Origin of the sequence: uncultured Kocuria sp. (assembly GCF_947500125.1) — a bacterium.
GTDB lineage: Bacteria > Actinomycetota > Actinomycetes > Actinomycetales > Micrococcaceae > Kocuria.
In genome coordinates, this window is record NZ_CANMRA010000002.1 from 211,475 (window position 1) to 236,895 (window position 25,421).

20 protein-coding genes and 2 tRNA genes are annotated in these 25,421 nt (G+C 74.9%); 16 read left to right on the forward strand and 6 right to left on the reverse strand.

Annotated features, from left to right (window positions below):
• Window positions 1-126: 126 nt before the first annotated feature.
• Entirely contained in the window at window positions 127-351 is a 225-nt protein-coding gene (locus Q0817_RS02285; protein WP_298583448.1) for a hypothetical protein, read from the forward strand.
• A 24-nt stretch (window positions 352-375) separates the two neighbouring features.
• On the opposite strand, the gene Q0817_RS02290 is transcribed toward Q0817_RS02285, so the two are convergent.
• Window positions 376-1,434 carry an ArsO family NAD(P)H-dependent flavin-containing monooxygenase gene (locus Q0817_RS02290; protein WP_298583449.1) on the reverse strand — a complete coding sequence of 353 codons (1,059 nt, stop codon included), beginning with the start codon at window positions 1,432-1,434 and terminating at the stop codon, window positions 376-378.
• Between the two features lie 218 nt (window positions 1,435-1,652).
• Here Q0817_RS02290 and Q0817_RS02295 point away from each other — a divergent pair, with 218 nt between their 5' ends.
• Complete coding sequence (locus tag Q0817_RS02295; RefSeq protein ID WP_298583451.1) at window positions 1,653-2,945, forward strand: DUF2254 domain-containing protein; 1,293 nt, start codon at window positions 1,653-1,655, stop codon at window positions 2,943-2,945.
• Window positions 2,946-2,954: 9 nt separating this feature from the next.
• Here Q0817_RS02295 and Q0817_RS02300 read toward each other — a convergent pair whose 3' ends face one another.
• Window positions 2,955-4,481, reverse strand: a complete 1,527-nt coding sequence (locus Q0817_RS02300) for an MFS transporter (RefSeq protein WP_298583452.1) — start codon at window positions 4,479-4,481, stop codon at window positions 2,955-2,957.
• A 158-nt stretch (window positions 4,482-4,639) separates the two neighbouring features.
• Here Q0817_RS02300 and Q0817_RS02305 point away from each other — a divergent pair, with 158 nt between their 5' ends.
• From Q0817_RS02305 to Q0817_RS02320, 4 genes are all read left to right on the forward strand, one after another.
• Complete coding sequence (locus Q0817_RS02305) at window positions 4,640-6,430, forward strand: AMP-binding protein (RefSeq protein WP_298583454.1); 1,791 nt, start codon at window positions 4,640-4,642, stop codon at window positions 6,428-6,430.
• A 617-nt stretch (window positions 6,431-7,047) separates the two neighbouring features.
• Window positions 7,048-9,234, forward strand: a complete 2,187-nt coding sequence (locus tag Q0817_RS02310; RefSeq protein ID WP_298583456.1) for an ATP-dependent DNA helicase RecQ — start codon at window positions 7,048-7,050, stop codon at window positions 9,232-9,234.
• 54 nt (window positions 9,235-9,288) lie between these two features.
• Complete coding sequence (locus Q0817_RS02315; protein ID WP_298583458.1) at window positions 9,289-10,380, forward strand: glycosyltransferase family A protein; 1,092 nt, start codon at window positions 9,289-9,291, stop codon at window positions 10,378-10,380.
• A gap of 75 nt (window positions 10,381-10,455) precedes the next feature.
• On the forward strand, window positions 10,456-12,540 hold the full coding sequence (locus Q0817_RS02320; protein ID WP_298583459.1) for an acyltransferase family protein: 2,085 nt from the start codon (window positions 10,456-10,458) through the stop codon (window positions 12,538-12,540).
• A 12-nt stretch (window positions 12,541-12,552) separates the two neighbouring features.
• Here the strand turns inward: Q0817_RS02320 and Q0817_RS02325 are convergent, their stop codons facing one another.
• Complete coding sequence (locus Q0817_RS02325) at window positions 12,553-14,010, reverse strand: lipopolysaccharide biosynthesis protein (protein WP_298583461.1); 1,458 nt, start codon at window positions 14,008-14,010, stop codon at window positions 12,553-12,555.
• A gap of 107 nt (window positions 14,011-14,117) precedes the next feature.
• On the opposite strand from Q0817_RS02325, the gene Q0817_RS02330 reads away from it, so the two are divergent.
• From Q0817_RS02330 to Q0817_RS02350, 5 genes are all read left to right on the forward strand, one after another.
• Complete coding sequence (locus Q0817_RS02330) at window positions 14,118-14,240, forward strand: hypothetical protein (RefSeq protein WP_298583462.1); 123 nt, start codon at window positions 14,118-14,120, stop codon at window positions 14,238-14,240.
• 11 nt (window positions 14,241-14,251) lie between these two features.
• Window positions 14,252-15,352 carry a glycosyltransferase gene (locus tag Q0817_RS02335; protein ID WP_298583464.1) on the forward strand — a complete coding sequence of 367 codons (1,101 nt, stop codon included), beginning with the start codon at window positions 14,252-14,254 and terminating at the stop codon, window positions 15,350-15,352.
• Window positions 15,353-15,414: 62 nt separating this feature from the next.
• Window positions 15,415-15,503: transfer RNA gene (locus tag Q0817_RS02340), tRNA-Ser, on the forward strand.
• 192 nt (window positions 15,504-15,695) lie between these two features.
• Entirely contained in the window at window positions 15,696-16,115 is a 420-nt protein-coding gene (locus Q0817_RS02345; protein ID WP_298583467.1) for a spore germination protein GerW family protein, read from the forward strand.
• 50 nt (window positions 16,116-16,165) lie between these two features.
• A complete protein-coding gene (locus Q0817_RS02350; RefSeq protein WP_298583468.1) occupies window positions 16,166-16,576 on the forward strand; it encodes a phage holin family protein in 411 nt (136 codons plus the stop codon).
• 13 nt (window positions 16,577-16,589) lie between these two features.
• Here Q0817_RS02350 and Q0817_RS02355 read toward each other — a convergent pair whose 3' ends face one another.
• Window positions 16,590-18,707: a prolyl oligopeptidase family protein gene (locus Q0817_RS02355; RefSeq protein ID WP_298583470.1), complete on the reverse strand. Its 2,118-nt coding sequence runs from the start codon at window positions 18,705-18,707 to the stop codon at window positions 16,590-16,592.
• A gap of 82 nt (window positions 18,708-18,789) precedes the next feature.
• Between Q0817_RS02355 and Q0817_RS02360 the strand changes: the two genes are divergently transcribed.
• Window positions 18,790-20,760: an FAD/NAD(P)-binding domain-containing protein gene (locus Q0817_RS02360; protein ID WP_298583472.1), complete on the forward strand. Its 1,971-nt coding sequence runs from the start codon at window positions 18,790-18,792 to the stop codon at window positions 20,758-20,760.
• A gap of 69 nt (window positions 20,761-20,829) precedes the next feature.
• Here the strand turns inward: Q0817_RS02360 and Q0817_RS02365 are convergent.
• Window positions 20,830-20,917: transfer RNA gene (locus Q0817_RS02365), tRNA-Ser, on the reverse strand.
• A gap of 95 nt (window positions 20,918-21,012) precedes the next feature.
• Here Q0817_RS02365 and Q0817_RS02370 point away from each other — a divergent pair.
• The 4 genes from Q0817_RS02370 (at window position 21,013) to Q0817_RS02385 (ending at window position 24,566) form a co-directional block, all read left to right on the forward strand.
• Window positions 21,013-22,446: a deoxyribodipyrimidine photo-lyase gene (locus tag Q0817_RS02370; RefSeq protein ID WP_298583474.1), complete on the forward strand. Its 1,434-nt coding sequence runs from the start codon at window positions 21,013-21,015 to the stop codon at window positions 22,444-22,446.
• Window positions 22,447-22,582: 136 nt separating this feature from the next.
• Complete coding sequence (locus tag Q0817_RS02375; protein WP_298583476.1) at window positions 22,583-23,566, forward strand: NAD(P)H-quinone oxidoreductase; 984 nt, start codon at window positions 22,583-22,585, stop codon at window positions 23,564-23,566.
• A 151-nt stretch (window positions 23,567-23,717) separates the two neighbouring features.
• The gene (locus Q0817_RS02380; protein ID WP_298583478.1) at window positions 23,718-24,182 is read left to right on the forward strand and encodes a hypothetical protein; all 465 of its coding nucleotides are present in this window, start codon (window positions 23,718-23,720) and stop codon (window positions 24,180-24,182) included.
• 63 nt (window positions 24,183-24,245) lie between these two features.
• Window positions 24,246-24,566, forward strand: coding sequence for a hypothetical protein (locus Q0817_RS02385; protein WP_298583480.1), 321 nt, complete (start codon window positions 24,246-24,248; stop codon window positions 24,564-24,566).
• A 25-nt stretch (window positions 24,567-24,591) separates the two neighbouring features.
• Here Q0817_RS02385 and Q0817_RS02390 read toward each other — a convergent pair whose 3' ends face one another.
• Window positions 24,592-25,182 (reverse strand): glycosyltransferase family 2 protein, encoded by a 591-nt coding sequence (locus Q0817_RS02390; protein WP_298583482.1) that lies wholly within the window; start codon window positions 25,180-25,182, stop codon window positions 24,592-24,594.
• Window positions 25,183-25,421: the final 239 nt, after the last annotated feature.

Consider the following 25,421-nt stretch of genomic DNA (forward strand, 5'->3'; position numbering starts at 1 on the left):
TCCACGGTAGCGGGGCGGGCCGCCGTTGCGCAGGAGCGACGGGTCCGGGCCCGGCTGCCGAGAGGACGCCCGCGCCCGGGTGTGCGAGGATCCTTCGGACCAGGACGCCGACCGGCAGGAGCCGCCATGTCCGAGCGAAGCAGTGAGCGCACCGCCCTCGTCCTCCTGTCCGCGACCGCGGTGCTGCTGCTCGCGGGTCAGCTCCTCACATGGTCCTCGGAGGACGGGGTGTTCAGCGCCTTCGTGTTCGTGCTGCTGCTGCTCTGGGCCGCGGTCATCGCCGTCCGGGTGGTCCGCTTCGTCCGGCGGGACCGGCGCCCGGGCGATCCCGGGCCCGACGATCCCGCGTAGGGCGCCGCCGCCGGCCGCCGGCAGTCAGCCGCCGGCAAGCCGTCTCCGCACCGCCGCGACCGTGTCCCGTGCCGAGCGGCCGACGCCGACGAGGGTCGCCGACCCCGGACCCGTCCAGTCCCCGTAGCCCACGAGGTACAGACCGGGCGCCCGGGTCGAGGCGGTGCCGTCGGTGCGGATCCGCCCGTCGTCCTCCCGCAGGTGCAGGGGACGGAGGTGCCGCAGGGCCGGGCGGAACCCGGTGCACCAGACGACGGCGTCGACCGGCTGCTCCCGGCCGTCCGCCCGGACCACGCCGTGCGCCGTGAAGCGGGTGACCATCGGCTGGGGATCGAGCAGCCCGGCCTCGCGGGCCCGGCGCACGGAGGGAACGGCCACCACGTCGCCGAGGCTCGCCACCCCACCGGGATCCGGCCGACCCTCGGCGAGGGCCTGGGCGCGCACCGTGGCGACGCGGAACAGCTCGCGTCCGTCCACGTCGTCGGGCAGGTAGCGGGGCGGGGCGTTGGTGCACCACGTCAGGTCGCTCACCTCGGCGAGCTCGGCGGCGATCTGGGCCCCGGAGTTCGCTCCGCCCACCACGAGCACGCGGCGTCCGCGGTAGCGTGCCGGGCCGTCGTAGTGGGCGCTGTGCACCTGCTCGCCGCGGTACTCCCGCTGACCGGGGAGGGCGGGCCAGAACGGTTGCGACCACGTGCCGGTGGCGCTCACGACGGCGCGCGCCCTCAGCTCGCCGTCGTCCGTCACCAGGAGGAAGCCCGTCCCGTCGCGGTGCACGGCCCGCACACGGACCGGCCGCCGGACGGGCAGCCGGTAGCGCTCCTCGTACTCGGACAGGTAGTCGACGACGTGCTCGGCGGCCGGTGCGGCGCCGTCCGTGTCCGGCATCGGGCGCCCGGGCAGGGACGAGTACCCGGCGGGGGAGAAGAGCCGCAGCGACGGCCAGACATGCCGCCACGCCCCGCCCGGGGCCTCCTGCTCGTCGAGGAGCACGAACGACAGGCCGGTGCGCCGGAGGTAGTAGCCCACGGCCAGTCCCGCCTGCCCCGCGCCCACCACCGCGACGTCCAGGACCTCGCCCACGTCCGAGCCCCCGTCCCGGCCGGTCAGCGGAGGCCGACGGAGTGGAGGGCCGCGTGCGTCCCGACGTTCCGTCGGGGCGGTCGTGACGTGGTGAGCACGGGGAGGTCTCCTCGGAGCGGTCAGGGTGGGGCGTCAGGGAGGCGGCGCGCCCGCAGGTGCGCGGGTCCGGGCGCCCAGCCTACCGCCACCGGGGCGGAGGGCCGGTCTAGGGTGAGCCCATGGAAAAGCTCTCCTCCTCCTGGGGCCGGGTGTTCAACAAGTTCTGGTTCGTGCCCGCTGTGTGCGTGCTCGCCGCCGTCGTCCTGGCCCAGTCCGCCGTGGCCGTGGACCGGTGGCTGCCCGAGGACATGGACTCCCCGTGGGTCGTCTGGATCTACGCCGTCGGCATCGACGGGTCCCGGGCGATGCTCTCCGCGATCGGCGGGTCGATGCTCGGGGTGGCCGCGACCGCCTTCTCCATCACCATCTCGGTGATCGCCACGGCCAGCTCCACGTACGGTCCCCGCCTGGTGCACAACTTCATGGCGGACCGCGGCAACCAGGTCGTGCTGGGCGTGCTGGTCTCCACCTTCATCTACACCCTGCTGGTCCTGCGCACGATCCGCTCGGCCTCCGACGACCTCGCGCAGCCGTTCGTCCCGCACCTGGCCGTCAACCTCGGGGTGCTGATGGCGGTCGCGGACGTCGCCCTCGTCGTCTACTTCATCCACCACATCGCGGACTCCGTGCAGGTCGACACCCTCGTCCACGGCGCGCGCCGGCGCCTGCTGGCCGTGATCGAGCGCTGGCACCCGGAGGAGACACCGGAGGAGCTGGTCCGCACCGCGGGCGGCCGCAGCGGCGGGGGAGAGGTCCGGGCGGGCGCCGTGGGCTACGTCACCGGAGTCGACTACGAGCGGCTCCGGGACCACGCGGAGACCGGGGACGTCGTCGTCGAGCTCGTCCCGCGGGTGGGCGACCACGTCCTGGCCGAGGAGCCGCTGGTCCGGGTCTGGCCCGAGCACCGGGCCGAGGAGCTGGAGGACCGGCTGCGGCGCTGCGTGCAGGTGGGCGACTCGCGCTCGGCCCACCAGGACGTGCGCTTCGCGGAGCAGCAGGTGGTGGAGCTCGCCGTGCGCGCCCTCTCCCCGAGCACCAACGACCCCTACACCGCGGTCAACGCCATCGAGCAGGTCGCGTCCGGGATCGTCACGGCCGTCTCCCGCCCGCTGCCGGGGAACACGGTCGTGGTGGACGGCGTGCACCGCCTGCGCTACGGGACGGTCGGGATCGACGAGATCGTGGACATGCCGTTCGACCAGATCCGCCCGCACGCCACCGGGCACGTGAGCGTCCTGCTCGCCCTCGTGGACCTCGCCGCCCGCGTCGAGGCGGCGAGCATCCACCCGTCCGTGCAGCGGCAGGCGCGCGAGCACGTCGACGTGCTGCTCGACCAGTTCCGGGACAGCGCACCGCACCCCCGGGACCTCGCCCGGGTGGAGCAGCACGTCAGGTCGCGGTCGGCCGACTGAGCGGGTCCGCTAGCGGCGCCGCAGCCGCGGCACCCGGCGCAGCAGGAGGCCCACGACCACGGCGGTCCCGGCCAGCAGGGCGGCGCCGATCCCGGCGGACAGGTGCACGCCGGCCTCGAAGGCGGCGACGGCCGAGGCCAGGAGCTCCCCGGACGCCTCCGGGTCGAGGGCCGCGGCGACGTCGACCGCCCCGCCGAGGGTCTCGGACGCGGTGGCGGCCTGCTCCGCGTCCAGCCCGGGCGGCACAGTGGTGCGGCGGGCGTAGGTCGCGGTGACGGCCGTGCCCAGGACGGCCACGCCGAGTGCGGCGCCCAGCTCGTAGGCGGTCTCCGAGATCGCCGAGGCGGCGCCGGCCTGCTGGGGCGGCACCTCGGTGAGGACGAGGTCCCCCGCGATCGTCTGGGCGGCGCCCGAGCCCAGCCCGATGACCATGAGGGCGATCACGAGCACGAGCCCGCCGGAGAGGTCGCCGAGCAGGACGAGCAGGAAGCCCGAGGCCATGATCAGCAGCCCGCCGCCGAGCACGAGCGCCGGGGGCACGAAGGCGACCACGTGCACCACCAGCAGCCCCGAGGCGATGGTGACGGCGGCGCCCGGCAGGAGGGCCAGGCCCGCCTCCAGGGGCGGCATGCCCTCCACGAGCTGCAGGTACTGGGAGACGAAGAACAGGAAGCCGATGAAGGTCGTCGAGGCCACCAGGTTGTTGAGCAGCCCGCCGGTGAACGGGGCGTGGCGGAACAGCCGCAGGTCCAGCATCGGCACCGGGCTGCGCAGCTGGCGGCGCACGAACAGCACCCCGGCGGCCGCGGCCAGCACCGCGGCGGACAGCACGCCGGCGGAGGGCCCGTGCGAGCCGAGGTCCTTGATGCCGTAGACCAGCGCGACCATGGCCACCATGATCAGCGCGGCGCTGGGCGCGTCCACCGGGCCCGGGGCGGGGTTGCGGGACTCGGGCACCAGCACGGGCGCCAGGACGAGCAGCGGCAGCAGCACCGGGACCGCCAGGAGGAACACGGACCCCCACCAGAAGTGCTGGAGCAGGAACCCGCCGACGACCGGCCCCAGGACCCCGCCCGCCGAGAAGCCCGTGGCCCACACCGCGATGGCCGCCCGCCGCTGCGTCGCGTCGTGGAAGATGTTGCGCAGCAGGGACAGGGTGGCGGGCATCAGCATCGACCCGAAGAGGCCCAGCAGCGCCCGGGCGGCGACGAGCACCTCCCCGGTCGGGGCGAACGCGGCGAGCGCGGACACGGCCGCGAAGCCCGTGCTGCCCACCAGCAGGAGCCGGCGGCGGCCCACCCGGTCCCCGAGGGAACCCATGGGCACGAGCAGCCCGGCGAGCACCAGCGGATAGGCGTCCACCATCCACAGCAGCTGCGTCCCGGTGGGGCGCAGCTCCCGGGAGATCTCCGGCAGCGCGAAGTTCAGCACCGTGTTGTCCACGGAGATCAGCAGCACCGGCAGCATCAGGACCACGAGGGCGGCCCACTCACGGGCGCCGGCGCGGGCCGGGACGTCGGGTGCCGGGGACAGCATGGCGGGACTGGGCTCCTTCCGGGGCGGGGTGCGGGCCCCATCCTTCCAGAGCCGGCGCCGGGGCGGCCCCGGACGAGGGCAGCGCGCCGCACTAGACTGCTCGGGATGGCCCGCCGGGCGAGCCCGCCCGGCCCACAGCGGAAAGATTGAGGTCCCCGATGGTCGAGCCGGTCCCCACGAGCGCGATGTCCGATGCCGCCCCCGGCGTGTCCGAGCAGTACGAGGCGGTCCGGGACCGTGTCCTGGAGCTGCGCGAGGACTTCGACCGGGCCCGCGAGGAGTTCCGCTGGCCGCGGATGGAGCACTTCAACTACGCCCTGGACTGGTTCGACCACGTCGCCCGGGACCCGGAGCGCGGGGCCCGGGACGCGCTGTGGATCGTCGAGGAGGACGGCACGGAGCTGCGCCGGACCTTCCGGGAGCTCGCCGAGTCCTCGGCGCGCACCGCCAACTGGCTGCGCGGGCTCGGGGTGCGGCGCGGCGACCGCGTCCTGCTCATGCTCGGCAACCAGCTCGAGCTGTGGGAGACCCAGTTGGCCGGCATGAAGCTGGGCGCGCCCCTGATCCCGACCGCCGTCATGATGCCGCCCGCGGACCTGCTGGACCGGGTGCAGCGGGGCAAGGTCTCGTGGGTCGTCACGGACACCGCCAACGCGCCCAAGTTCGCGGGCGTCGAGGGGGACTACGAGCTCGTCGTCGTCGGCGCGGGGGCCGAGGCCGTGCGCGAACAGCTGCCGGGCCGTCCCGTGCACCCCTACGCCGAGGCCGCCGCCGCGGACTCCGTCTTCGTCCCGGAGGGCGTCACGCGCTCCCGGGACCCCCTCCTGCTGTACTTCACCTCGGGCACCACGTCCCAGGCCAAGCTCGTGGAGCACACCCACTACTCGTACTCCTTCGGGCACCTGTCCACGGTCTACTGGATGGGGCTGCGCCCCGGGGACGTCCACCTGAACATCGCCTCGCCGGGATGGGGCAAGCACTCGTGGTCCAACTTCTTCGCCCCGTGGATCGCGGAGGCCACCGTGTTCATCCACAACCAGGCCCGCTTCGACGCGGTCGGCCTCATGGAGCAGATGGGCCGGGCCGGGGTCACCAGCTTCTGCGCCCCGCCCACCGTGTGGCGGATGCTCATCCAGGCCGACCTGCACCGCGTGCAGGACCCGCCGACGTCGGCCGTCTCCGCGGGCGAGCCGCTCAACCCCGAGGTCATCCGCCGGGTCCAGGACGCGTGGGGCGTGACCATCCGGGACGGCTACGGCCAGACGGAGACCACGCTGCAGATCGCCAACACCCCCGGCCAGCCGGTGGTGCCGGGGGCCATGGGCCGGCCGCTGCCGGGCTTCGTCGTCGAGCTCTTCGACCCGCAGACGGGCGCGCCGGCCGAGGAGGGGGAGATCTGCCTGAAGGTCGACGACGACCCGCCCGGGATCATGGCGGGCTACATCGACGAGCCCGGGCGCACGGCCGAGGTCGTCACCGACGGCTGGTACCACACCCGCGACATCGCCCGCCGCGACGAGCACGGCGTCTACACGTACGTGGGCCGCACCGACGACGTCTTCAAGGCCTCCGACTACCGGATCTCCCCGTTCGAGCTGGAGTCCGTGCTCATCGAGCACCCCGCGGTGGCCGAGGCCGCGGTGGTCCCGGCCCCGGACCCGGTCCGGCACGCGGTGCCGAAGGCCTACCTGGTGCTCGCCGCCGGCGCCGAGCCCACCCGGGAGCTCGCGGGGGAGATCCTGCGCTTCGCCCGGGAGAACGTCGCCCCCTACAAGCGGGTGCGCCGCGTGGAGTTCACGGACCTCCCGAAGACGATCTCGGGCAAGATCCGCCGGGTGGTGCTGCGGGAGCGCGAGGAGGCGGCGGACCGTTCGGGCGCCGCGGCTCCCGGGGACGGCGGGTACGGCGTCGAGTACACGGAGGCGGACTTCCCCGGCCTGCGCGGCTGAGGGCCCGCCGCGGGGCGGCGGCCTGGTGGCCGGCGCCCCGCGCCCCGCAATGTGACGTCACACACGGCGCGGACCGTGCGCCCAACGGGGGACACCCGCCGTGCGGGGTGTCCCCACTTCGTGCCACGCCGGCCGCCGCGCAATACCGGTCGGTAGCGAACTGCCCCGGCAGAACCCGGCATTGACTAGTGCAAATGAATGAATCTGCGTGGATGTCCACCAATGCGAATGTGACTTCACAGCCCGTGACAGGTCCCGGAAACCCTGCCACCATGGTGCCAATTGGTTCACCCGATGGGGCGGAACCAACTGATCCGCCGGGGGGCGGATCGACAGCGGTTCATCGGGGGATGGGCCGCGTGCACGCAGGCATCGGGGGGTGCCGGTGCAACCGGTTCATCGGGGGGTGAACCGAATGGGAGCACCGCTGGGGGGCGGTACTCCCGCCAGGCGAGTCTCTGCTCGCCGCCGGCCGTCAGGCCGGTCGATGCGCCCGCTGCGGGGGCCATCCGCTCGACGGATGGGCAGCGGGCGCATCGCTCTGTCCGGGCCTCGTCGTCCCTGCACGTCCCGTTGTCCGGTCGGGCGGTGTCGGGGGGCCCTGGGAGACTGGCCCCATGACGACTTCACCGGCCCACGACATCGCCGCCCACGACACCGCGCCGGACCCGGCACTGCACGAGGACGCGCTCGGCCTGCTGCGCGCGCTCACCGGCCGGGCGGACGCCGCCTTCCACCCCGGGCAGTTCGAGGCCGTCGAGGCCCTCGTGGGACGCGGCCGGCGGGCCCTGGTGGTGCAGCGGACCGGGTGGGGCAAGTCCGCGGTCTACTTCCTCTCCGCCCTGCTCCTGCGGGCCCGGGGGCGCGGGCCCACGCTGATCGTCTCCCCGCTGCTGGCCCTCATGCGGGACCAGGTCTCCGCCGCCGCCCGCGCCGGCGTGCGGGCGGCGGCCATCAACTCCGCCAACGCCACCGAGTGGGGGCAGATCGCCGCGCAGCTGGAGGCCGACGAGCTCGACGTCCTGCTGGTCTCCCCGGAGCGGCTCAACAACCCGGTGTTCCGGGAGCAGCAGCTGCCGCAGCTGGTGGCCCGGCTCGGGCTGCTCGTGGTGGACGAGGCGCACTGCATCTCCGACTGGGGCCACGACTTCCGCCCCGACTACCGGCGCATCCGCGACCTCATCGCCCGGCTGCCGGAGCAGGTCCCCGTCCTGGCCACGACCGCCACCGCGAACGAGCGCGTGGTCGCCGACGTCGAGGAGCAGCTGGGCGTGCGCCCCGGCGGCAGCAGCACGGGGGAGGTGTTCACCCTCCGCGGCCCGCTCTCCCGCGCGTCGCTGCGCCTCGGCGTGCTGGACCTGCCCTCGGCCACGGCGCGCCTGGCCTGGCTGCTCGAGCACGTCGAGTCCCTCCCGGGCAGCGGGATCATCTACGCGCTGACCGTCGGGGCCGCCGAGGACACCGCCCAGGCGCTCGCCGACGCCGGGATCCCGGTGCGCGCCTACACCGGGCGCACGGACCAGGGCGAGCGCGAGGAGCTCGAGGCGGCCCTCAAGGAGAACCGGGTCAAGGCCCTCGTGGCCACCTCCGCGCTCGGCATGGGCTTCGACAAGCCGGACCTCGGCTTCGTGGTCCACCTGGGCGCGCCGTCCTCGCCCGTGGCCTACTACCAGCAGGTGGGCCGCGCGGGCCGCGCCACCGACAACGCGGACGTCCTGCTGCTGCCGGGCACCGAGGACCGCCGGATCTGGGAGTACTTCGCCACCTCGTCGATGCCCACCGAGCAGAAGGCCGCCGCCGTGCTGGGCGAGCTGGAGACCGCGGGCGGAGCCCTGTCCGTGGCCGTGCTGGAGTCCCGCGTGGACGTCCGGCGCAGCCCGCTCGAGCTGCTCCTGAAGGTCCTCGCCGTCGAGGGCGCGGTCGAGCGCGTGCAGGGCGGGTGGCGGAGCACGGGGACGCCGTGGCGCTACGACGCCGAGCGCTACGGGCGGATCGCCGCGGCGCGGGTGGCCGAGCAGGACGCCATGCTGGAGTACGAGCGCACCACCGGGTGCCGCATGGAGTTCCTCGCCCGGCAGCTCGACGACCCCACGGCCGAGCCCTGCGGGCGCTGCGACGGCTGCGCCGGCCCCTGGTACTCCACGACCGTCGACGAGTCCGCCACCGACTCGGCCGGGGCCGCCCTGACCCGCGTGGGCGTCGTGGTGGAGCCGCGCGCCCAGTGGCCCACCGGGATGCCGCGGCTCGGGGTCGACGTCAAGGGCCGCATCCCGGAGGAGGAGCGCTGCGCCGAGGGCCGCGCGCTCGCCCGGCTCACGGACCTCGGCTGGGGCAACCGGCTGCGCGAGGTGTTCCGCACCGACGAGGAGGGCGCGCCGGTCGACGGACCCGTGGACCCCGCCCTCGGCCGGGCGTGCGTCCAGGTGCTCGCCGAGTGGCGCTGGGCGGACCGCCCCGCGGCCGTCGTCTCCGTCCCGTCCCGCACCCGGCCCCGGCTCGTGCGCTCCCTGGCGGAGGGCATGGCCGAGGTCGGGCACCTGCCCTATCTCGGGGAGCTCGACGTCCCCGGGGACTTCCCGTCCGGCGGGCACGGCGGCAACAGCGCGTACCGCCTCGCGGCCCTGTGGGAGAAGTTCCGGGTGCCCCCCGAGCTCGCGGAGGAGCTGGACCGGCTCGGCGGGCGGCCGGTGCTGCTCGTCGACGACCTCGTGGACAGCCGCTGGACGCTCGCCGTGGCCGCCCGCGCCCTGCGCCGGGCCGGCTCCGGGCCCGTGCTGCCGTTCGTCCTGGCCGCGCAGGGCTGAGCCGCGGACCGCGCCGGGAAAACCCGCCCGGCGCGGTCTTGTACGCTGTCCTGCGTGCCTCCTGCTCCCACGCCGCTCGTCGACGTCATCATCCCGGTGCACACCACCGCGCGACCGGTCGACCGTGCCGTCGGCTCCGTGGTGGCGGGCGGGCTCCCGGTCGGCGGCCGCGGCGGCGTCCGCATCACGGTGGTCTGCCACAACGTCGGGGCCGCGCTGATCCGCGACCGCCTCTCGGCGCGGCACCGGCCGCTCGTCGAGCTGGTGGAGTGCTTCGACGGCACCGGCAACCCGGCCGCGCCCCGCAACCTGGCCCTGGAGCGCTCCCGTGCCCGGTACGTGTCCTTCGTGGACAGCGACGACACCCTCGCGCCCGGGGCGCTGGCGGCCTGGACGGCGATCGCCGAGCGCCACGGCTCGGCGGCGGTGCTGCCGCGGCTGCTCCGGGGCGGCGGCGGCGTGCTCCGCACCCCCGTGCCGCGGCCCTTCCGCCGCGCGGACCTCGACCCGGTCAAGGACCGGCTGGCCTACCGCACCACGAGCCTGGGGCTGCTGCGCCGGGAGGTGCTGGCCGACCGCGGCCTGCGCTTCCAGGGCCAGTACGCCACCGGGGAGGACCTGGGCCTCACCGCCCGCGCCTGGTTCGGGGGCGGACGCATCGACCTCGCGCCGCGACGGGCGCACTACGTGGTGCACGACGACGCCGACGGGCGGATCACCACCGGAGCACGGCCTCTCGCCGAGGACCTCGCGGCGTTCACCGACCTGCTCGGCGGCTCCTGGTACGCCGGGCTGCCCGCGCAGCGCCGCACGGCCATCGCCGTCAAGGTGCTGCGGGTCCAGCTGCTCGGCGCCGTGCACGCCCGGGCGGCGGGGGCGTGGACCGCCGAGGACACCGGGACGTGCCGGGCGCTGCTGCGGCTGCTGGAGCCGGGGGCCGGACCGGCGCTCGAGGTCCTCCCGCGGGCCGACAGGGACCTGCTCGACCTCGTCGTGCGGCAGGGAGCCACCGCGGCCCAGGTGCGCGAGGCGTCCGCGCGACGGCGGCGCTTCGGCCACCCCGCCACGCTGCTCACCCGCGACCCGCGGTGGGTCCTGCACCGCGAGGCGCCGCTCAGGTTCATGGCCGCGTCTCTGCTGGTGTGACCGGACGGTGACACCGTTCGGTGGAACAATGGAGCGCAGTCAGCCGTCCGACCCCCCGCCCGACGAGAGAACTCCATGAGCCGACTCCTCCCCGCCGACCCTTCCCCCGGGGTCGCGAGCAGCACCGCGCCCCCGGTGGGCACGGCCCCGCCCGCCCACCGCTTCCGCCCCGAGGTCCAGGGGCTGCGCACCGTGGCCGTCCTCCTCGTCGCCGTCTACCACGTGTGGATCGGCGGGGTCTCGGGCGGGGTGGACGTCTTCCTGTTCATCTCCGCGTTCCTCATGACGCTCTCCTTCGTCCGGAGGATCGAGTCCGGGAGCGGGCCGCAGCTGGGCCGCTACTGGGCCAGGACGTTCTCGCGGCTGCTGCCCCCCGTCGTCGTCACGGTGCTGGGCACCCTCGTGGCGGTGCGGATGCTGTTCCCGCCCGACCGGTGGTACGCCGCGATCGAGGAGGCCGCGGCCACGGTGCTGTACTCCCAGAACTGGGTGCTCGCCTTCAACGCGGTGGACTACTACGCCGCGGACACCTCCCGGGCCAGCCCGTTCCAGCACTTCTGGTCCCTGTCCGTGCAGGGCCAGGTGTTCCTGCTCTGGCCGCTGCTGCTGGCCCTGTGCGGGCTGCTCGCCCGGCGCACCGGGTGGTCCGTCGCCCGGGTGGCCACCGGCGTGTTCGGCGCCGTCTTCCTCGCCTCCTTCGCCTTCTCGGTGGTGGCGACGAGGAACGAGCAGGCCTTCGCCTACTTCGACACCCGCGCCCGGCTGTGGGAGTTCGCCCTCGGGTCGCTGCTGGCGCTGGCCGTGCTGCGGGGCGTCACCCTGCCGGGCGCGCTCCGCCTCCTGCTGGGCTGGACCGGGCTCGTGGCGATCGCCGTGTGCGGGCTCGTCCTCGACGTCCAGGGCTCCTTCCCCGGCTGGGTGGCTCTGTGGCCGCTGACCGGGGCGGCCCTGGTGATCCTCGCCGGGCACACCGGCGACCCCCGCGGGGCCGACGCCCTGCTCAGCCGCCGGCCCCTGCTCGTCCTGGGCGAGGCGTCCTACGCCGTCTACCTGGTGCACTGGCCCGTGCTCGTGACCTATCTCGTGGTCACGGACCGCGCGAAGGCCACGCTGCTGCACGGACTGCTCATCCTCCTGGGGAGCATTGCCCTGGGCGTGCTGGTGCACCGGCTCGTCGAACGGCCCCTGCGGCCCCGCCGCGGCCCCCGCGCGAGCCTGCACCAGTTCGGGATCGTGCTGCTGTGCGTGGCGCTCGTGCTGGTCCCCGTCGCCGGGGCGCGGGCGGTCCTGGACCGGCAGGCGCAGGAGGCCTCGGAGCGGGCCGCCGTCGAGAACCCGGGAGCCGCCGTGCTGACCGGGGACCTCTCCTGGGAGCGGGACCCGGACGTGCCCACGATCCCGAACCCGCTGGTCCGCGAGGGGCAGTGGGCGGAGCTGCCGGAGTCCTGCGACGCGGCGACCGAGGAGTGGTTCGACGGTTACAAGGTGGCCTGCTCGACCCTGCCGGTCGACCCGGACGCCGAGGTCGACGCCATGGTGATCGGCAACTCCCACGCCGAGCAGTGGCTGCCGGGGATCGAGGCCGTGGCCCAGGACCGCGGCTGGAACCTGCGCTCGATCGTCCGGGGCGCCTGCCGGTACCAGCCCGTGGAGACCACCGACAACACCGAGTGCCAGGAGCTGATCCGGCTCACGGACCGGTACATCGAGGAGCAGGGCATCGACGTGGTGTTCACCACGTCCACCGTCACCGCCGACGAGGGGCCCGGCGAGCAGATCGCCCCCGGCTTCGAGCAGGTCCTCGAGGACCTCGGCTCGCGGGGCATCACGGTGGTCGGGATCCGGGACAACCCGCGGTTCCCCTTCAACATGGTCACCTGCATCGACCAGCACGGCCCGGACGCCGAGCGCTGCAACCCGCCGCGGGCGCAGAAGCTCGCCCCGCAGAACCCGGCCGAGGCGCTCACGGCGCGGCACGAGAACTTCGTGAGCATCGACATGAGCGACTGGATCTGTCCCGACGGCACGTGCCCGTCCCGGATCGGCAACCGCTGGGTCTACATGGACGACAACCACATGCCCCGCGACTACGTGGTCACGATGGTCCCGGCCTTCACCGAGCAGTTCGACCGGCGGGCCCGGCAGCTGCCCTCGGGGTGAGCGGGGGCCGGCTCAGCGACGGAGCCGGGCGCCCACGGCGCGCAGCGCCGGCCGCAGGTCCCGGAGGCTGAGCCCGGCCCAGACCGCGAGGAACACGGCGGTCGCCCCGAGCGCCGGCAGCACCCTGAAGTCGGGGCCCAGCACCCGGAGAGCACCCAGGAGCATCGCGTAGCCGGCCACGATCCGCAGCAGGACCGTGCCCCACCGCATCCGGTCGAGCCGCCAGACCACCAGCAGCGGCAGGACCGAGCTCAGCAGCGAGCCCACGAGGTAGCCGACCGCGGAGGCCATGATCCCCAGCTCCGGGCCGAGCAGGAGCATCGTGACCACGCCCAGCACCAGGCCGAGTCCGTTGGCGGCGGCCAGCACCTTGATCCCCCAGGGCTCGGTGCCGTTGAGCCGGGCGTTCGCGGCGTTGAAGCTCGTGGCGGAGACCGCGAAGAACAGCACCACCAGGAGGGACTCGGCCTCCTGGTACTCCCGGCCGAAGATCAGCAGCACGGGCTCGGCCCAGAGGATGCCCACCCCGAACACCGGGAGGAACACGGTGACCATGGTGCGCAGGATGACGTCCACCTGCCGCGTGAGCCCCGCCGTGTCACCGGCCGAGAACATCCGGGCCACGCTGGGCGACAGGGCCGTGAGCATCGCCCCGGAGAGCATGCTGGCGGGGGTGGCCAGCGCCACCGCCGAGGCGTAGAGACCGACCTCGGCCTTCGTGGCGAAGCCGTCGCCGATCACCAGGGACAGCTGCATCAGGCCGGTGGCCGCGACGATGTGGGCCGACCCCCAGGCGGTGAAGACCAGGATCTCCCGGCGCAGTCCCGGGTCGAGGCGCGCTCCGGTGCGGCGGGGCCAGGACGGCAGCGCGTAGACCGCGTAGCCGAGGATCAGGGGCAGCAGCAGACCCCAGTGCCAGCCGGCGAGCAGGACCAGCAGCAGCAGGGTGAGGGTGAGGAACGAGCTGATGGTGTCCCACGCCGTCGTCGTCACGAACTGGTTGTTGCCCGTGCGGACGCCGCGCACGAAGTTGTAGGCCGACAGGGAGAGCACGAGCAGCCCCGCCGAGACCGCGTAGCCCCAGGAGAGCTCGAGCACGAACGCGGCGTAGAGCACCGCCGAGACGGACAGCAGCGCCATGCCCGCGGACGCGCTGGTCGCCGTGAAGGAGGCCGTCGCCGCCTGACCCTCCGGGTCCTGGCGGCCGCGGGCCATCGCGATGAACTTCGAGGCGGCCGTGCCCGAGGCCTGGGGCCACAGCAGGACGAGGAACAGGGCCAGCGAGATCGTCAGGTTGACCTCGCCCAGGGTCTCCTGGCCCAGCAGGCGCCCCACCAGGACGCTGTAGCCGAAGCGGGACAGGCCCTGGACGAACACGGCCACCACGGTCAGCGCGAAGGCCGACCCCAGGGGGTTGTCGGTGTTCGCGTGGTTGGGCGGCGGGAAGAGGATCGAGCGCAGCCGGGACATCAGGCGGCCGACCCGGGGGCTGGGCTGGTCATCGCGCCCGAGTCTACTCGCGCCCCGGCGCCCTCCCGGGACGTCCGGGGGCGCGGCCCCGCCGCTAGGCTGGCCCCATGATCGCCGCCCCCACCTCGTTCAGCACCCGGTCCAGCGCCGGGTTCACGACCGCGTTCGGCGCCGCCCCGCGCACCGCGCCCGACGACGCCTCCGGCCGCCCCGGCGCGGGACGGGGCTGATCGCCGTGCGCGTGCTCGTCGTCAGCACCTGGTACCCGTCCGCGGAACGGCCCGGGGAGACGCCGTTCGTCCCCCGGCACGTGCGCGCCGCCGCCCGTCACCACGACGTCCGGGTGCTGCACGTGCGGCTGCTGCGCACGGGGCGGCCCGTCCAGGAGCAGTGGGACGGGGTGCCCGTGCTCCGGCTCCCCTTCCACCCCCTGCACCCGGCCACCGTGCTGCGGGCGGGCGCCGCGGTCCGCCGCCACCTGACCGGTGCCGACGTCCTGCACACCATGCCCTTCTCGGCCGCGCTCGTCTGCCTGCCCTTCGCGGGCCGCCGCCCGTGGGTGCACACGGAGCACTGGAACGGCGTGCTCACCCCCGAGCAGAACGGTCCCGTGTGGCGGCGCCTCGCCGGGCTCCGCCGGATCCTGCGCGTGCCCGACCGCGTCACCGGCGTGAGCACCATGATGTGCGACGTGCTGCGCCGCTTCGCCCCGGCCGAGAAGGTCGAGCGGATCGGCAACGTGGTCGACCACGCCGAGCACGTCACGGCCCCGCCGCGGGAGCCCACCCTCGAGCTCGTCGCGGTCGGCGCCCTGCGCGCCATCAAGGACCCCCTCCTGGCGGTCGACACCGTGGCGTGGCTGCGCGACGCCGGCCACGACGTCCGCCTCACCTGGTGCGGCACCGGCGGCCTCGAGCAGGACGTCCGGGACCGTGTGCGGGAGCGGGGGATCGAGGAGCGCGTGCGGCTCCTGGGCGACGTCGGCGCGGACGAGGTGCAGCGGCGCCTGGCCGCCGCCGACGTGTTCCTGCTGCCCAGCCGTTCCGAGACGTTCTGCGTGGCGGCGGCCGAGGCCCTCGCCGCGGGGCGGCCGGTGGTCATGGGCGCCCTCGGCGGGCAGGCGGACTTCGTCCACCCCCGCAACGGGCGCCTCGTGGCCGAGCGCACCCCCGAGGCCTTCGGCCGTGCCGTGCTCGGCGTCGTGGCGGATCCGGGCCTGCTCGGCCCGGAGGCCATGGCGGAGGAGATCCGCTCTCGCTACGGGGCCGCGCGGATCGCCGCGGACCTCGACCGGCTCTACCGGAGCGTGGCCGCCGGCCGGCGCGGGCGCCGTCGGCTTTGACCCCGTGCCCGGTCCTCCCTTAAGCTGGCCTGTGTTGTCCACCGGCGTGGTGGGCCACGGATGGAGACGTGCCAGAGCGGCCGAATGGACTTCACTGCTAATGAAGGGTCGGGGTTAAACTCGACCGGGGGTTCAAATCCCCCCGTCTCCGCGCTCACGATGTCCCAGGACGTCGGAAACACCCCGGACCGGACGGTCCGGGGTGTTTCGCGTTCCGGAGGGCCCGACCCGCAGCCGGAGCCCGGTGCCGCCCGTCATCTACGCCGGCTCCGGTGACCGCGGACGGGCGGCTGCCTAGACTGGGGCCAGCGCGCCGCCGGCGCCCGAGCGCAGGGGGAAGACCATGTCCGAGCAGCAGCAGCCCACCGTCCCGTCCGGCCCGCCCTCCGGGGGGACCGCCCCGCTGTGGGACTCCGGCGCTCCCGACCGCTCCGTGCTGGAACGGGCCCTCGACGCGGTGACGGTGCGCCGGGTGTTCGGCGAGGCCTACGACCTCGACGGCGCCACGATCGTGCCCGTGGCCCACGTCCGGGGCTGGGGCGGCGGAGGTGGCGGCGCCGGCGAGCAGCACGGCGAGTCCGGCAGCGGCTCCGGCCTGGGCTACGGGGTCAACGCCGGCCCGGCCGGGGTGTACGTGCTCCGGGACGGCGCCGTGACGTGGCAGCCGGCCGTCGAGCCGGTCCGGATCGCGCTGCCCGTGGGCCTGGCCTTCGTCGCGGCCCTCGGCGCGGTCGGCTGGGCCGTCGCGACGCGCCGCTCCTGAACCCCGGCCCGCCCTGTCGCCGTGCCCCCGCGGCCTGACAGGATGGGACCATGTCCTTCCTGCTCCGCGTCCTCGTCAACGCGCTCGCCATCTGGGTGGCCGCCTGGATCCTGCCCGGGATGCAGCTCACGGCCGACCCGTCGGTCGTCTCGGCCGTCGGGGGCGAGACCGCGGCGTCGGTCCTGGCCTACCTGTTCATCGGGCTGGTCTTCGGCGTCGTGAACGCGATCGTGCGGCCCGTGCTGACGATCCTGTCCCTGCCGATCACCTGCCTGACGCTGGGCCTGTTCGCCATCGTGGTCAACGCGGCGATGCTGTGGCTGACCTCCTGGCTGAGCTCCTTCACGCCGCTGCGGCTCGAGATCGACTCCTTCCTCTGGACGGCGGTGCTCGCCACCCTGATCATCGGGGTGGTCTCCATCGTGATGGGCTGGATCGTCCCCGACCGCGAGAAGGGCTGAGCCGCGCCGGGGCTCAGCCCCGGTGCAGCGCCGTCCACAGGAACTCGTGGGAGAGCGCGTGCAGGCGGGCGGCCTGCTTGTTGTCGCCCGCGCCCGCGTGCCCGCCCTCGGTGGCCTCGTAGAACCACACGTCCTCGTAGCCCATCGCGAGCATCCGCGCCGCCGCCTTGCGCGCCTGGACGGGACCCACGCGGTCGTCGCTCGTGGCGGTCCAGAACAGGACCGCCGGGTAGTCCCGTCCCTCCTCCAGGAGGTGGTACGGCGAGAACGTGCGGACGGACTCCCACTGCTCGGGGTCGTCCGGGTCGCCGTACTCCGCGATCCACGAGTAGCCCGCCGACAGCTTCGTGTAGCGGCGCATGTCCAGCAGGGGCACCCCGCAGGAGACCGCGCCGAACAGCTCGGGGTACGTGGTGAGCATGTTGCCCACGAGCAGCCCGCCGTTGGAGCCGCCCGAGCACGCGAGCGTCGACCGGGAGCACACCCCGCGGGCCTGCAGGTCCGCCGCGACGGCCGCGAAGTCCTCGTACGCCCGGTGCCGCTCCCCCCGCAGCGCGGCCCGGTGCCACGCCGGACCGTACTCCCCGCCGCCGCGGATGTTGGCGAGGACGTAGACCCCGGAGCGCCCGGCGTCGTCGGTGCGGGTCAGCCAGGACCGCCCGAGGGCCCCGGAGTAGGCGGGGGTCCGGGAGACCTCGAAGCCCCCGTAGCCGGAGAGCAGGGTGGGGTTCCTCCCGTCGAGGACCAGGTCCGAGGGGCCCACCTGGAAGTAGGGCACGCGGGTGCCGTCCGCGGAGACCGCGAAGTGCTGCTCGACCGACAGCCCGGCCGCGTCGAAGAACGCCGGCGCGGTCCTCGCCACGCGGGGCGGGGCCGTCGCCCCGCCGTCGGCCGGGACGGTGCCGCGGGAGACGGTGGTGGGGGTGAGGAAGCCGGTGGCCACGAGCCAGTAGTCGTTGCCCGCCTCCGGGTCCTCGTCGTCGACGGCGTAGGCGTCCACGCTGGACAGCGCCGGCGCCCCGGGGAGCTCGGCGGAGGTCCACGGGCCCGGCTCGGCGACCCGCACCACCGAGGAGACGTCCCGCAGCAGGTTGAGGACCAGCCGGTCGGCCGTCCAGGACCAGGACTGCAGGGAGGTGCGCTCGTCCGGGACGAACACGGCGGTCACGGAGCGGTCCCCGGCCAGGAACGCCTCGAGCTCGGCCGCCAGCAGGGACCCGGCCGGGTGCACGGCGCCGTCCAGCTCCAGCTCCTCCTGCGGGCGCAGCAGCAGCCACTGCCGGTGCAGGTCCACCGTCACCGAGTCGGGGACGTCGACGTGCACGAGTTCCCCGTCCCGCAGCAGGTAGGTGCGGGACGCGAAGAAGTCCACGACGTCCACGGCCACGTCCCGGACGAAGCCCGGGGTGTGGTCGCGCACGAGCACCGCCTGCACGTGGTCCTCGGCGACCTCGAACGCCTGCCGCGCCGCGGCCAGGTCCCGGCCGCGGCGCAGGACGCGGACCGTGCGGGGATAGGAGGACGTGGTCATCGAGCCGGGACCGAAGTCGGTGCCCACGTGCACGGTGTCGGCGTCCACCCACGTCACGCTCGACTTCGCCGTAGGGACGTCGAAGCCGCCGGGCACGAACCGGCGCTCGTCGAGGTCGAACTCGCGCACGCGCTTCGCGTCGCCGCCGTCGGGGGAGAGGCTCAGCAGCACCCGCCGGTGCCGGCCGCCGGTGTACTGCGGGCGCAGCAGCCGGGCCCCGCCCCAGACCCAGTCGACGCCCTCCGCGGCGGCCAGCGCGTCGACGTCGAGCAGGACCTCCCACTCAGTGTCCTCGCTCAGCCAGGACTCCCACGTGGTGCGGCGGAAGACGCCGCGCGGGTGCTCGGCGTCGCGCCAGAAGTTGTAGTAGTGCGGCCCGTGCTTGGAGACCATGGGGATCCGCTCGGTCGAGTCCATGACCGCCAGCACGTCGGCCTCGAGACGGCGCAGCCGCGGGCCCTCGAGCGCCGCCAGGGTGCGCGCGTTCTGCCCGGCGACCCACTCCAGGGGCGCGTCCCCCGTGATCTCCTCGAGCCACAGGTTCTCGTCGTGCGGCTGCTCGGCGGTCGGGCGGGCGGCGGTCTGCGCGGTCTCGGTCATGACCGCCATCGTAGGCGCAGCCTCGTGCCCGTGCCCGTGGCCCGGCGCGCGGGGCGATGTGCGGGTCGATATCCTGGGGGCCATGAGCGCAACGGGCAGGCCAGGCGGCGAACGACGGGTCACGGTGATCGGGGCGGGCCCCCGCGGGCTGTCGGTGGTGGAGCGCCTCGTAGCGCGCGCGGCGGCCTCGGGCACCCGGGTGCGCGTCGACGTCGTCGACCCCTTCCCGCCCGGGCCGGGGCACGTGTGGCGCACCAACCAGTCCCCGCTGTACCTCATGAACACGCCCTCGGTGTTCCCCACGGTGATCGCCGACGACGGCGTGCTGCCCGTGGATCCGCTCGAGCCGCTGCGGAACATGAGCTTCGAGCACTGGCGGCTCGCCGCCGTGGCGGGGACCATCGCCGTGGACCCCGACGACGCCGCGCACCTGACCCGGATGACGCCGCAGTCCTATCCCTCCCGGCGGATGTACGGCGTCTACCTCGCCTGGGTCTTCCGCGCGCTGCAGGACGCCCTCCCGGCCTCGGTGCAGCTGGTCGTGCACCGGGCGGAGGCCGTGGGCGTGCACGTGCGGGAGCAGGCCCGGCACCGCTACGACGTGGAGATCAGCGGCGGGCAGAACCTCCCGGCGGACGCCGTGGTGCTCGCCCTGGGCCACCTCGACGCCGATCTGCGCCCGGACCAGCGGGAGCTGGTGGACGGCGCCGCCGAGCTCGGGCTGACCTACTGGCCGCCCGCGGTGCCCGCCGACGTGCACTGGGAGGACCTGCCCGCCGGGCGCACCGTGCTGGTGCGCGGCATGGGCCTGAATTTCTGCGACGTCCTGGCCCAGGTCACGGAGGGCCGCGGCGGGATCTACACCCAGGAGGGGGAGCGCTACGTCTACCACCCGTCCGGACGGGAGCCCGTGATCGTGGCGGGCTCCCGGCGCGGCGCCCCGTACCGCTCCAAGGCGGTGCTCGAGGGCTACTACGCGTCCTCCCTCGTCACCCGGTTCTTCACCCTCGACACCGTGCGGGCGCTCGCGGCGCGGACGGAGGGACCGCTGTCCTTCGAGACGGACCTCTACCCGCTGATCCGCAAGGACGCCCAGTGGAACTACTACACCGTCCTGGCGCGGACCGCCCCGGACGCCTTCGAGACCGACCCGCAGGAGTTCCTGGCGCGCCTCGACGCCGTGCTCGGCAGCGAGGACGACCACCCCGAGGGGCCGTGGACGTCCCGGGCGGAACGGCTCATCGCGTCCGCGGTGGTCCCGGGCCGGCAGCTCAACGCCATCCGGCTCGCCCGCCCGTTCGAGGGGATCAGCTTCGGCTCCCACGACGAGTACGCGGCGGCCGTGGTGCACCACCTGGACCGGGACGTGCACGGCGCGCTGGCCGGTGAGGACGACCCGCTGCAGATGGCGGTCGCCTCCCTCAACGCCGCTCGCACCGTGCTCAAGGCCGTGCTCGCGGACCTCGGGATCAGCGACCCGTCCTGGACCGACGAGCTGCGGCGCACGTTCGAGCCGTTCGTGGAGGGCCTCGCCTCCGGCCCGCCGGTGCTGCGGACCCAGCAGCTGGCGGCGCTGGCGCGGGCCGGTGTGGTGCGCTTCCTGGGCCCGGACCCGCAGTTCCTCGTGGACGAGGAGGAGGGCCGGTTCGTGGCGAGCTCCCCCTGGGTCAAGGACGAGCCCTTCCGTGCCGAGCACCTCGTGGAGGCCATGTCCCCGCCCAACGACGTCCGGCGCAACATCTCCCCGCTGCTGTCCGCGATGCACCGGGAGGGCCTGGCGCGGGTCCGGGCGATGGAGACCCGGGACGGCGTGGCGACCGTGCCCGGCGGCGGGCTGGACGTGACCCGCCCTCCGTACCGGGCCGTGCGCGTCGACGGCGGCGTCGAGCCCGGCGTGCTCGTGCTCGGCCTGCAGCTCTCGGCCGTCCAGTGGGGCGTGGCGATCGCCGCGGAGGCCGGCGCGTCCGCGGAACTGGGCGCCCGGACCCTGGCGGACGCCGACCGCATCGCCGAGGCGGTGCTGGACGCGCACCCCGCCCCCGCCGCGTCCTGAGACCTGCGGCCCCGGGCCGGGACGCGCGGAGACCCCCACCGGCTGGTGCGGCGGGGGCCTCGGGCGGGGCGGAAGGTAAGGGATTCGAACCCTTGGTACGGGGTCACCGCACACCGGTTTTCAAGACCGGCTCCTTAGGCCGCTCGGACAACCTTCCCCGCACTCGTCCGGTCCCCGGCGGGGCGGCGGAGCGCGCCGCCCATTCTTCCACGGCGCCTGGAACGCCGCCAAAGCCCCGGCTAGGGTGAGCGCGTGGACGCACCCGAGAGCCCGGACCGCGGGACGACGACGATCGTGTGGTTCCGGGACGATCTGCGCGTCACGGACCACCCCGCCCTCGACGCCGCGTGCCGGCGCGGCGCGGTGGTCGCCCTCTACGTCCTGGACGAGGAGTCCGAGGGGGTCCGGCCCCTCGGCGCGGCCGCGAAGTGGTGGCTGGACGGGTCCCTGCGGTCCCTGCGGGAGTCCCTCGGGGAGCTGGGCATCCCCCTCGTGCTCCGCCGCGGCGCCGCGGCGGAGGTGCTCCCCGAGGTCCTCGAGCGCACGGAGGCGGGTGGCGTCACGTGGAACCGCCGCTACGGCGGGCCCGAGCTCGCCGTGGACGCCGGGGTGAAGCAGTGGTGCGCCGCGCACGGGGTGGAGGCGCACTCGTTCCAGGCCGCGCTGCTGCACGAGCCGTGGACCCTGCGCACCGGGGCCGGGGGCCCGTACAAGGTGTTCACCCCGTTCTGGAAGGCGCTGCGGACGCTGGAGATCCGGCAGCCGCTGCCCGTGCCCGGCGCGGGCCGGGGCGCGTCCGCCGGGGTCGGGGCGATCGCCGGCGCCGAGGACCTGGACGACTGGGCCCTGCCGTCCGCGGAGCACGCGGCCGGGCTGGCCGCGACGTGGACGCCCGGGGAGGCCACCGCGTGGGAGCGGCTGGACGACTTCCTGGACCGCGTGGAGGACTACGCCGAGGGGCACGACCGGCCCGACCGGGACGGCACGAGCCGGCTCTCCCCGCACCTGCGGTGGGGCGAGATCAGCCCGTTCGCGGTGTGGGACGCGGCCGTCCGGCACCGGTCCGAGCGTGGGAGCAGCCCGGGGCTGGAGCAGTTCCTGGCCGAGCTGGGGTGGCGGGAGTTCAACTGGCACCTGCTCCACCAGGTGCCGGACCTGCACGTGCGCCACGTCCGCCCGGCCTTCGACGCGTTCCCGTGGCGGGACCCGGCGGAGGCGGCCGCCGACGTCCGGGCCTGGCAGGAGGGACGCACCGGCTTCCCGCTCGTGGACGCGGGCATGCGGCAGCTGCGGGCCACGGGGTGGATGCACAACCGGGTCCGGATGGTCGCCGGGTCCCTGCTCACCAAGAACCTGCTGGTCGACTGGCGGGCCGGGGAGCAGTGGTTCTGGGAGACGCTCGTGGACGCCGAGCCCGCGTGCGGTCCCGGGAACTGGCAGTGGGTCGCCGGCTCCGGCGCGGACGCGAGCCCGTTCTTCCGGATCTTCAACCCGCTGACCCAGGGCCGGAAGTTCGACCCCGACGCCCGCTACATCCGCCGCTGGGTCCCGGAGCTGGCCGGCGACGAGGGCGTGGACCCGCACGAGCCCGGTCTGCTCGGCCCGTCGGTGGGCTACCCGGAGCCGATCGTGGACCTGCCGGCCAGCCGCGGCCGGGCCCTGGACGCCTACGCCTCGATCCGCTGAGCGCCCCGATCCGCTGCACGAGGCGGAGCGCCGAGCGCGGCGGAGCGCTGTTCGCCACGGGCCGACGCCGGGTGACCGGGTCCCCGCCCCGCGACACAATGGGAGCGCACGTCGTCCCCGACCGGAAGGCCCCACCATGCGCGCAGTGCTCGACACCACCCCCGGCGGACCGGAGGTCCTCACCGTCGCCGAGGTCCCCGCCCCGGAGCTCACGCCCGACGGCGTGCGGATCCGGGTCCGCGCCGCCGGGATCAACCGGGCCGACGTCATGCAGCGGCAGGGCAAGTACCCGGTCCCGCCCGGCGCGTCGGACGTCTTCGGCCTCGAGGTCTCGGGCACGGTGCAGGAGCTCGGCCCCGAGGTGCCCGCCGGCGCCGGGTTCGCGCTCGGGGACGAGGTCGTCGCCCTCCTGGACTCCGGCGGCTACGCCGAGGAGGTCGTGGTCCCGGCCGGTCAGGTCCTGCCGGCGCCCGCCGGGGTGGACCTCGCGGCCGCAGCCGGGCTGCCGGAGGTGTGCGCCACGGTGTTCTCCAACGTCTTCATGGCCGCCGCCGCCCGCGAGGGCGAGACGATCCTGGTGCACGGCGGCACGGGCGGGATCGGCACCAACGCCATCCAGATGTGCCGCGCGCTGGGACTGCGCGTGCTCACCACGGTCGGCAGCCCCGAGAAGGCCGACGCCGCACGGCAGCTCGGCGCGGAGCCGATCGACTACCGGCAGGAGGATTTCGTGGAGCGCGTGCGGGAGCTCACGGACGGACGCGGCGCCGACATCGTGCTCGACGTCGTGGGCGGGTCCTACCTCGGGCGCAACCTGGACGCGCTGGCCACCAACGGGCGCATCGCGGTCATCGCCACCCAGGGCGGGCGGACGGGGGAGCTGGACCTCGGCAAGCTCATGGCCAAGCGGGCCGCCGTGATCGGCACCACGCTGCGCCCGCGGCCCGTCGCGGAGAAGACCCGGATCATGGCCGCCGTGCGGGAGCACGTGTGGCCGCACGTCGAGTCCGGAGCCGTCCGCCCGGTCCTCGACCGCACCTTCCCCCTGGACGAGGTCGCCCGGGCCCACGAGTACTTCGACTCCGGAACGCACATCGGCAAGGTCCTCCTCGTCCCCTGAGTGCACCCCGGCCCGGCAGCGCACCCCGGCCCGGGGCCGGCCGGCCACCCCGGCCCCGGGCCGTCGTCGTGGCCGGGCCGCCGTCCCCGTGCGCGCGGGAGGCGGACCGCAGCGCCGTAGGATGGACTGTCCCCTCTCGAAAGGACCGCCCGTGGCATTCCTGCGCGACTACCGCGCCGCTCGCCGTGACGAGGCCGAGCTCGGTCTGGGCGTGTGGCGCCGCGCCCACGACCGGTTCCGCCGGGGTCTGGACCGTTTCCACCAGATCCTCGAGACCCTCCCGGACAAGTCGCTCGCGCAGTCCGTGGTGCCCACCGCCAACGCGCTCGCCGATCTGCTGCCGGAGGTGCGCGCCGTGTGCGCCGCGGCGCAGCGCACGGCGCCGAGCCGCAGCTACGACATCCCGGCCTCCCCGGGCGGCTACCTCAACGACGTCCACCGTGAGCTCTCCCGTGCCGGCAACGCGATGGCCCAGGCCGCGGAGGCCCTCACCATGGCCCGGTTCATGCGCGCCGACGACGAGACCGCGGCCCACCGGCTGGACGCGGTCGTCCGCCGGTCCGAGGCGGTGCGGGAGCACGTGGAGCGCGCGGGGGAGCTGCTGCAGCGCGGCTGAACCCGCCGCCCGCCGCCCGCTGCGGGGTGGACCCGACAGCCTGCTGATGGTTTGATGGGCGGCATGAACGCTTCCGGTTTCGACTACCGCGCGGCCGACGGCGAGTTCGACGCCCGCTGGTCCCGCTCGCGCCTCGGCTGGCCCGGCCGCGGGGGGCCCGGCCGCTTCGGTCCCGGCTACGACCTGCCCGGCCGCCGGGGCGGGGCGTCCGGACGCCGTTCCGGCTTCCGGATGCTCCCCTTCCCCGGCTGGTCCACCCGGACCCGCCGCGGCACCGACGTCACGGTGGGCGGATGTTGCCTGCCCCTGCCGATCGGATGCCTGACCACGACGGTCCTGGCGGGCGCGGCGGCCGTCGTCGTGGGCCGCGCCGTCCGCGACTGAGCGGCACGGCGGGGCCGGCGGCGGCTCACGCGGCCGCCGGCTCCGCCCGGACGACCCCGACCGGCACGGGCGCGATGTGCTCGACCGGGACGGGGGCGTCCTCCTCGGCCTCCACCGGCGGGCAGAGGCGCCAGCCGACGGCCTCGAGGTCCAGGGCCAGGCGCATCTGGCCGGTCACGGGCCCCTCGTCGCAGTAGCGGCCGAACGACCGGTGGACGTCCTCGAGGGCCCGCCAGCGGATCAGGGCCGCGGCGCCGCCGACGGCGGTGGACCGGGCGGAGACGGCCCCCACGTTGCGGTCCCGGAGGGCCGCCAGGGCGCGGGCCAGGAAGCCCGGCGGCAGCCGGACCCCCGGGTCGACGAGCAGCACCAGGTCGTCCGGCTCCATCCGGACGGTGCTCAGGGCCTGGTTCAGCGCCCCGGCCCGGTGGTGACGGTTGTCGACGGTGAGCAGGACCTCGGCGCCGGCGTGCAGCGCGACCTCGACGGTGGCGTCGGTGGAGTCGTCCGACATCACCAGGATGCGCTCCGGCGGACGGGTCTGGCGGTGGAGGGAGGTGACCGCGTGCTGGACGCGCGACGCCTCGTCGTGGGCGGGAATGATCGCGGCGATCATGACGACGTCTCCCGGTGTGCTCGGCGTGCGCCCCGCCCCTGATGTCCCCCCGCGGCGAGGCGCTGAACCGGTCCCTGATCGAGTGTTCTCGGTGACAACGTGAGCCCCCTGACGTGTTGTCCTGGACCAAAGTCTAGGCACCACGACCGACAGTTCACATCCGCAAATCAGGGGACGTCCGCCCCGGCAGGACGGGGTGTCCGGGGCTCCCGCGGCGGCTCCGGAGGAACCGCCGCGGG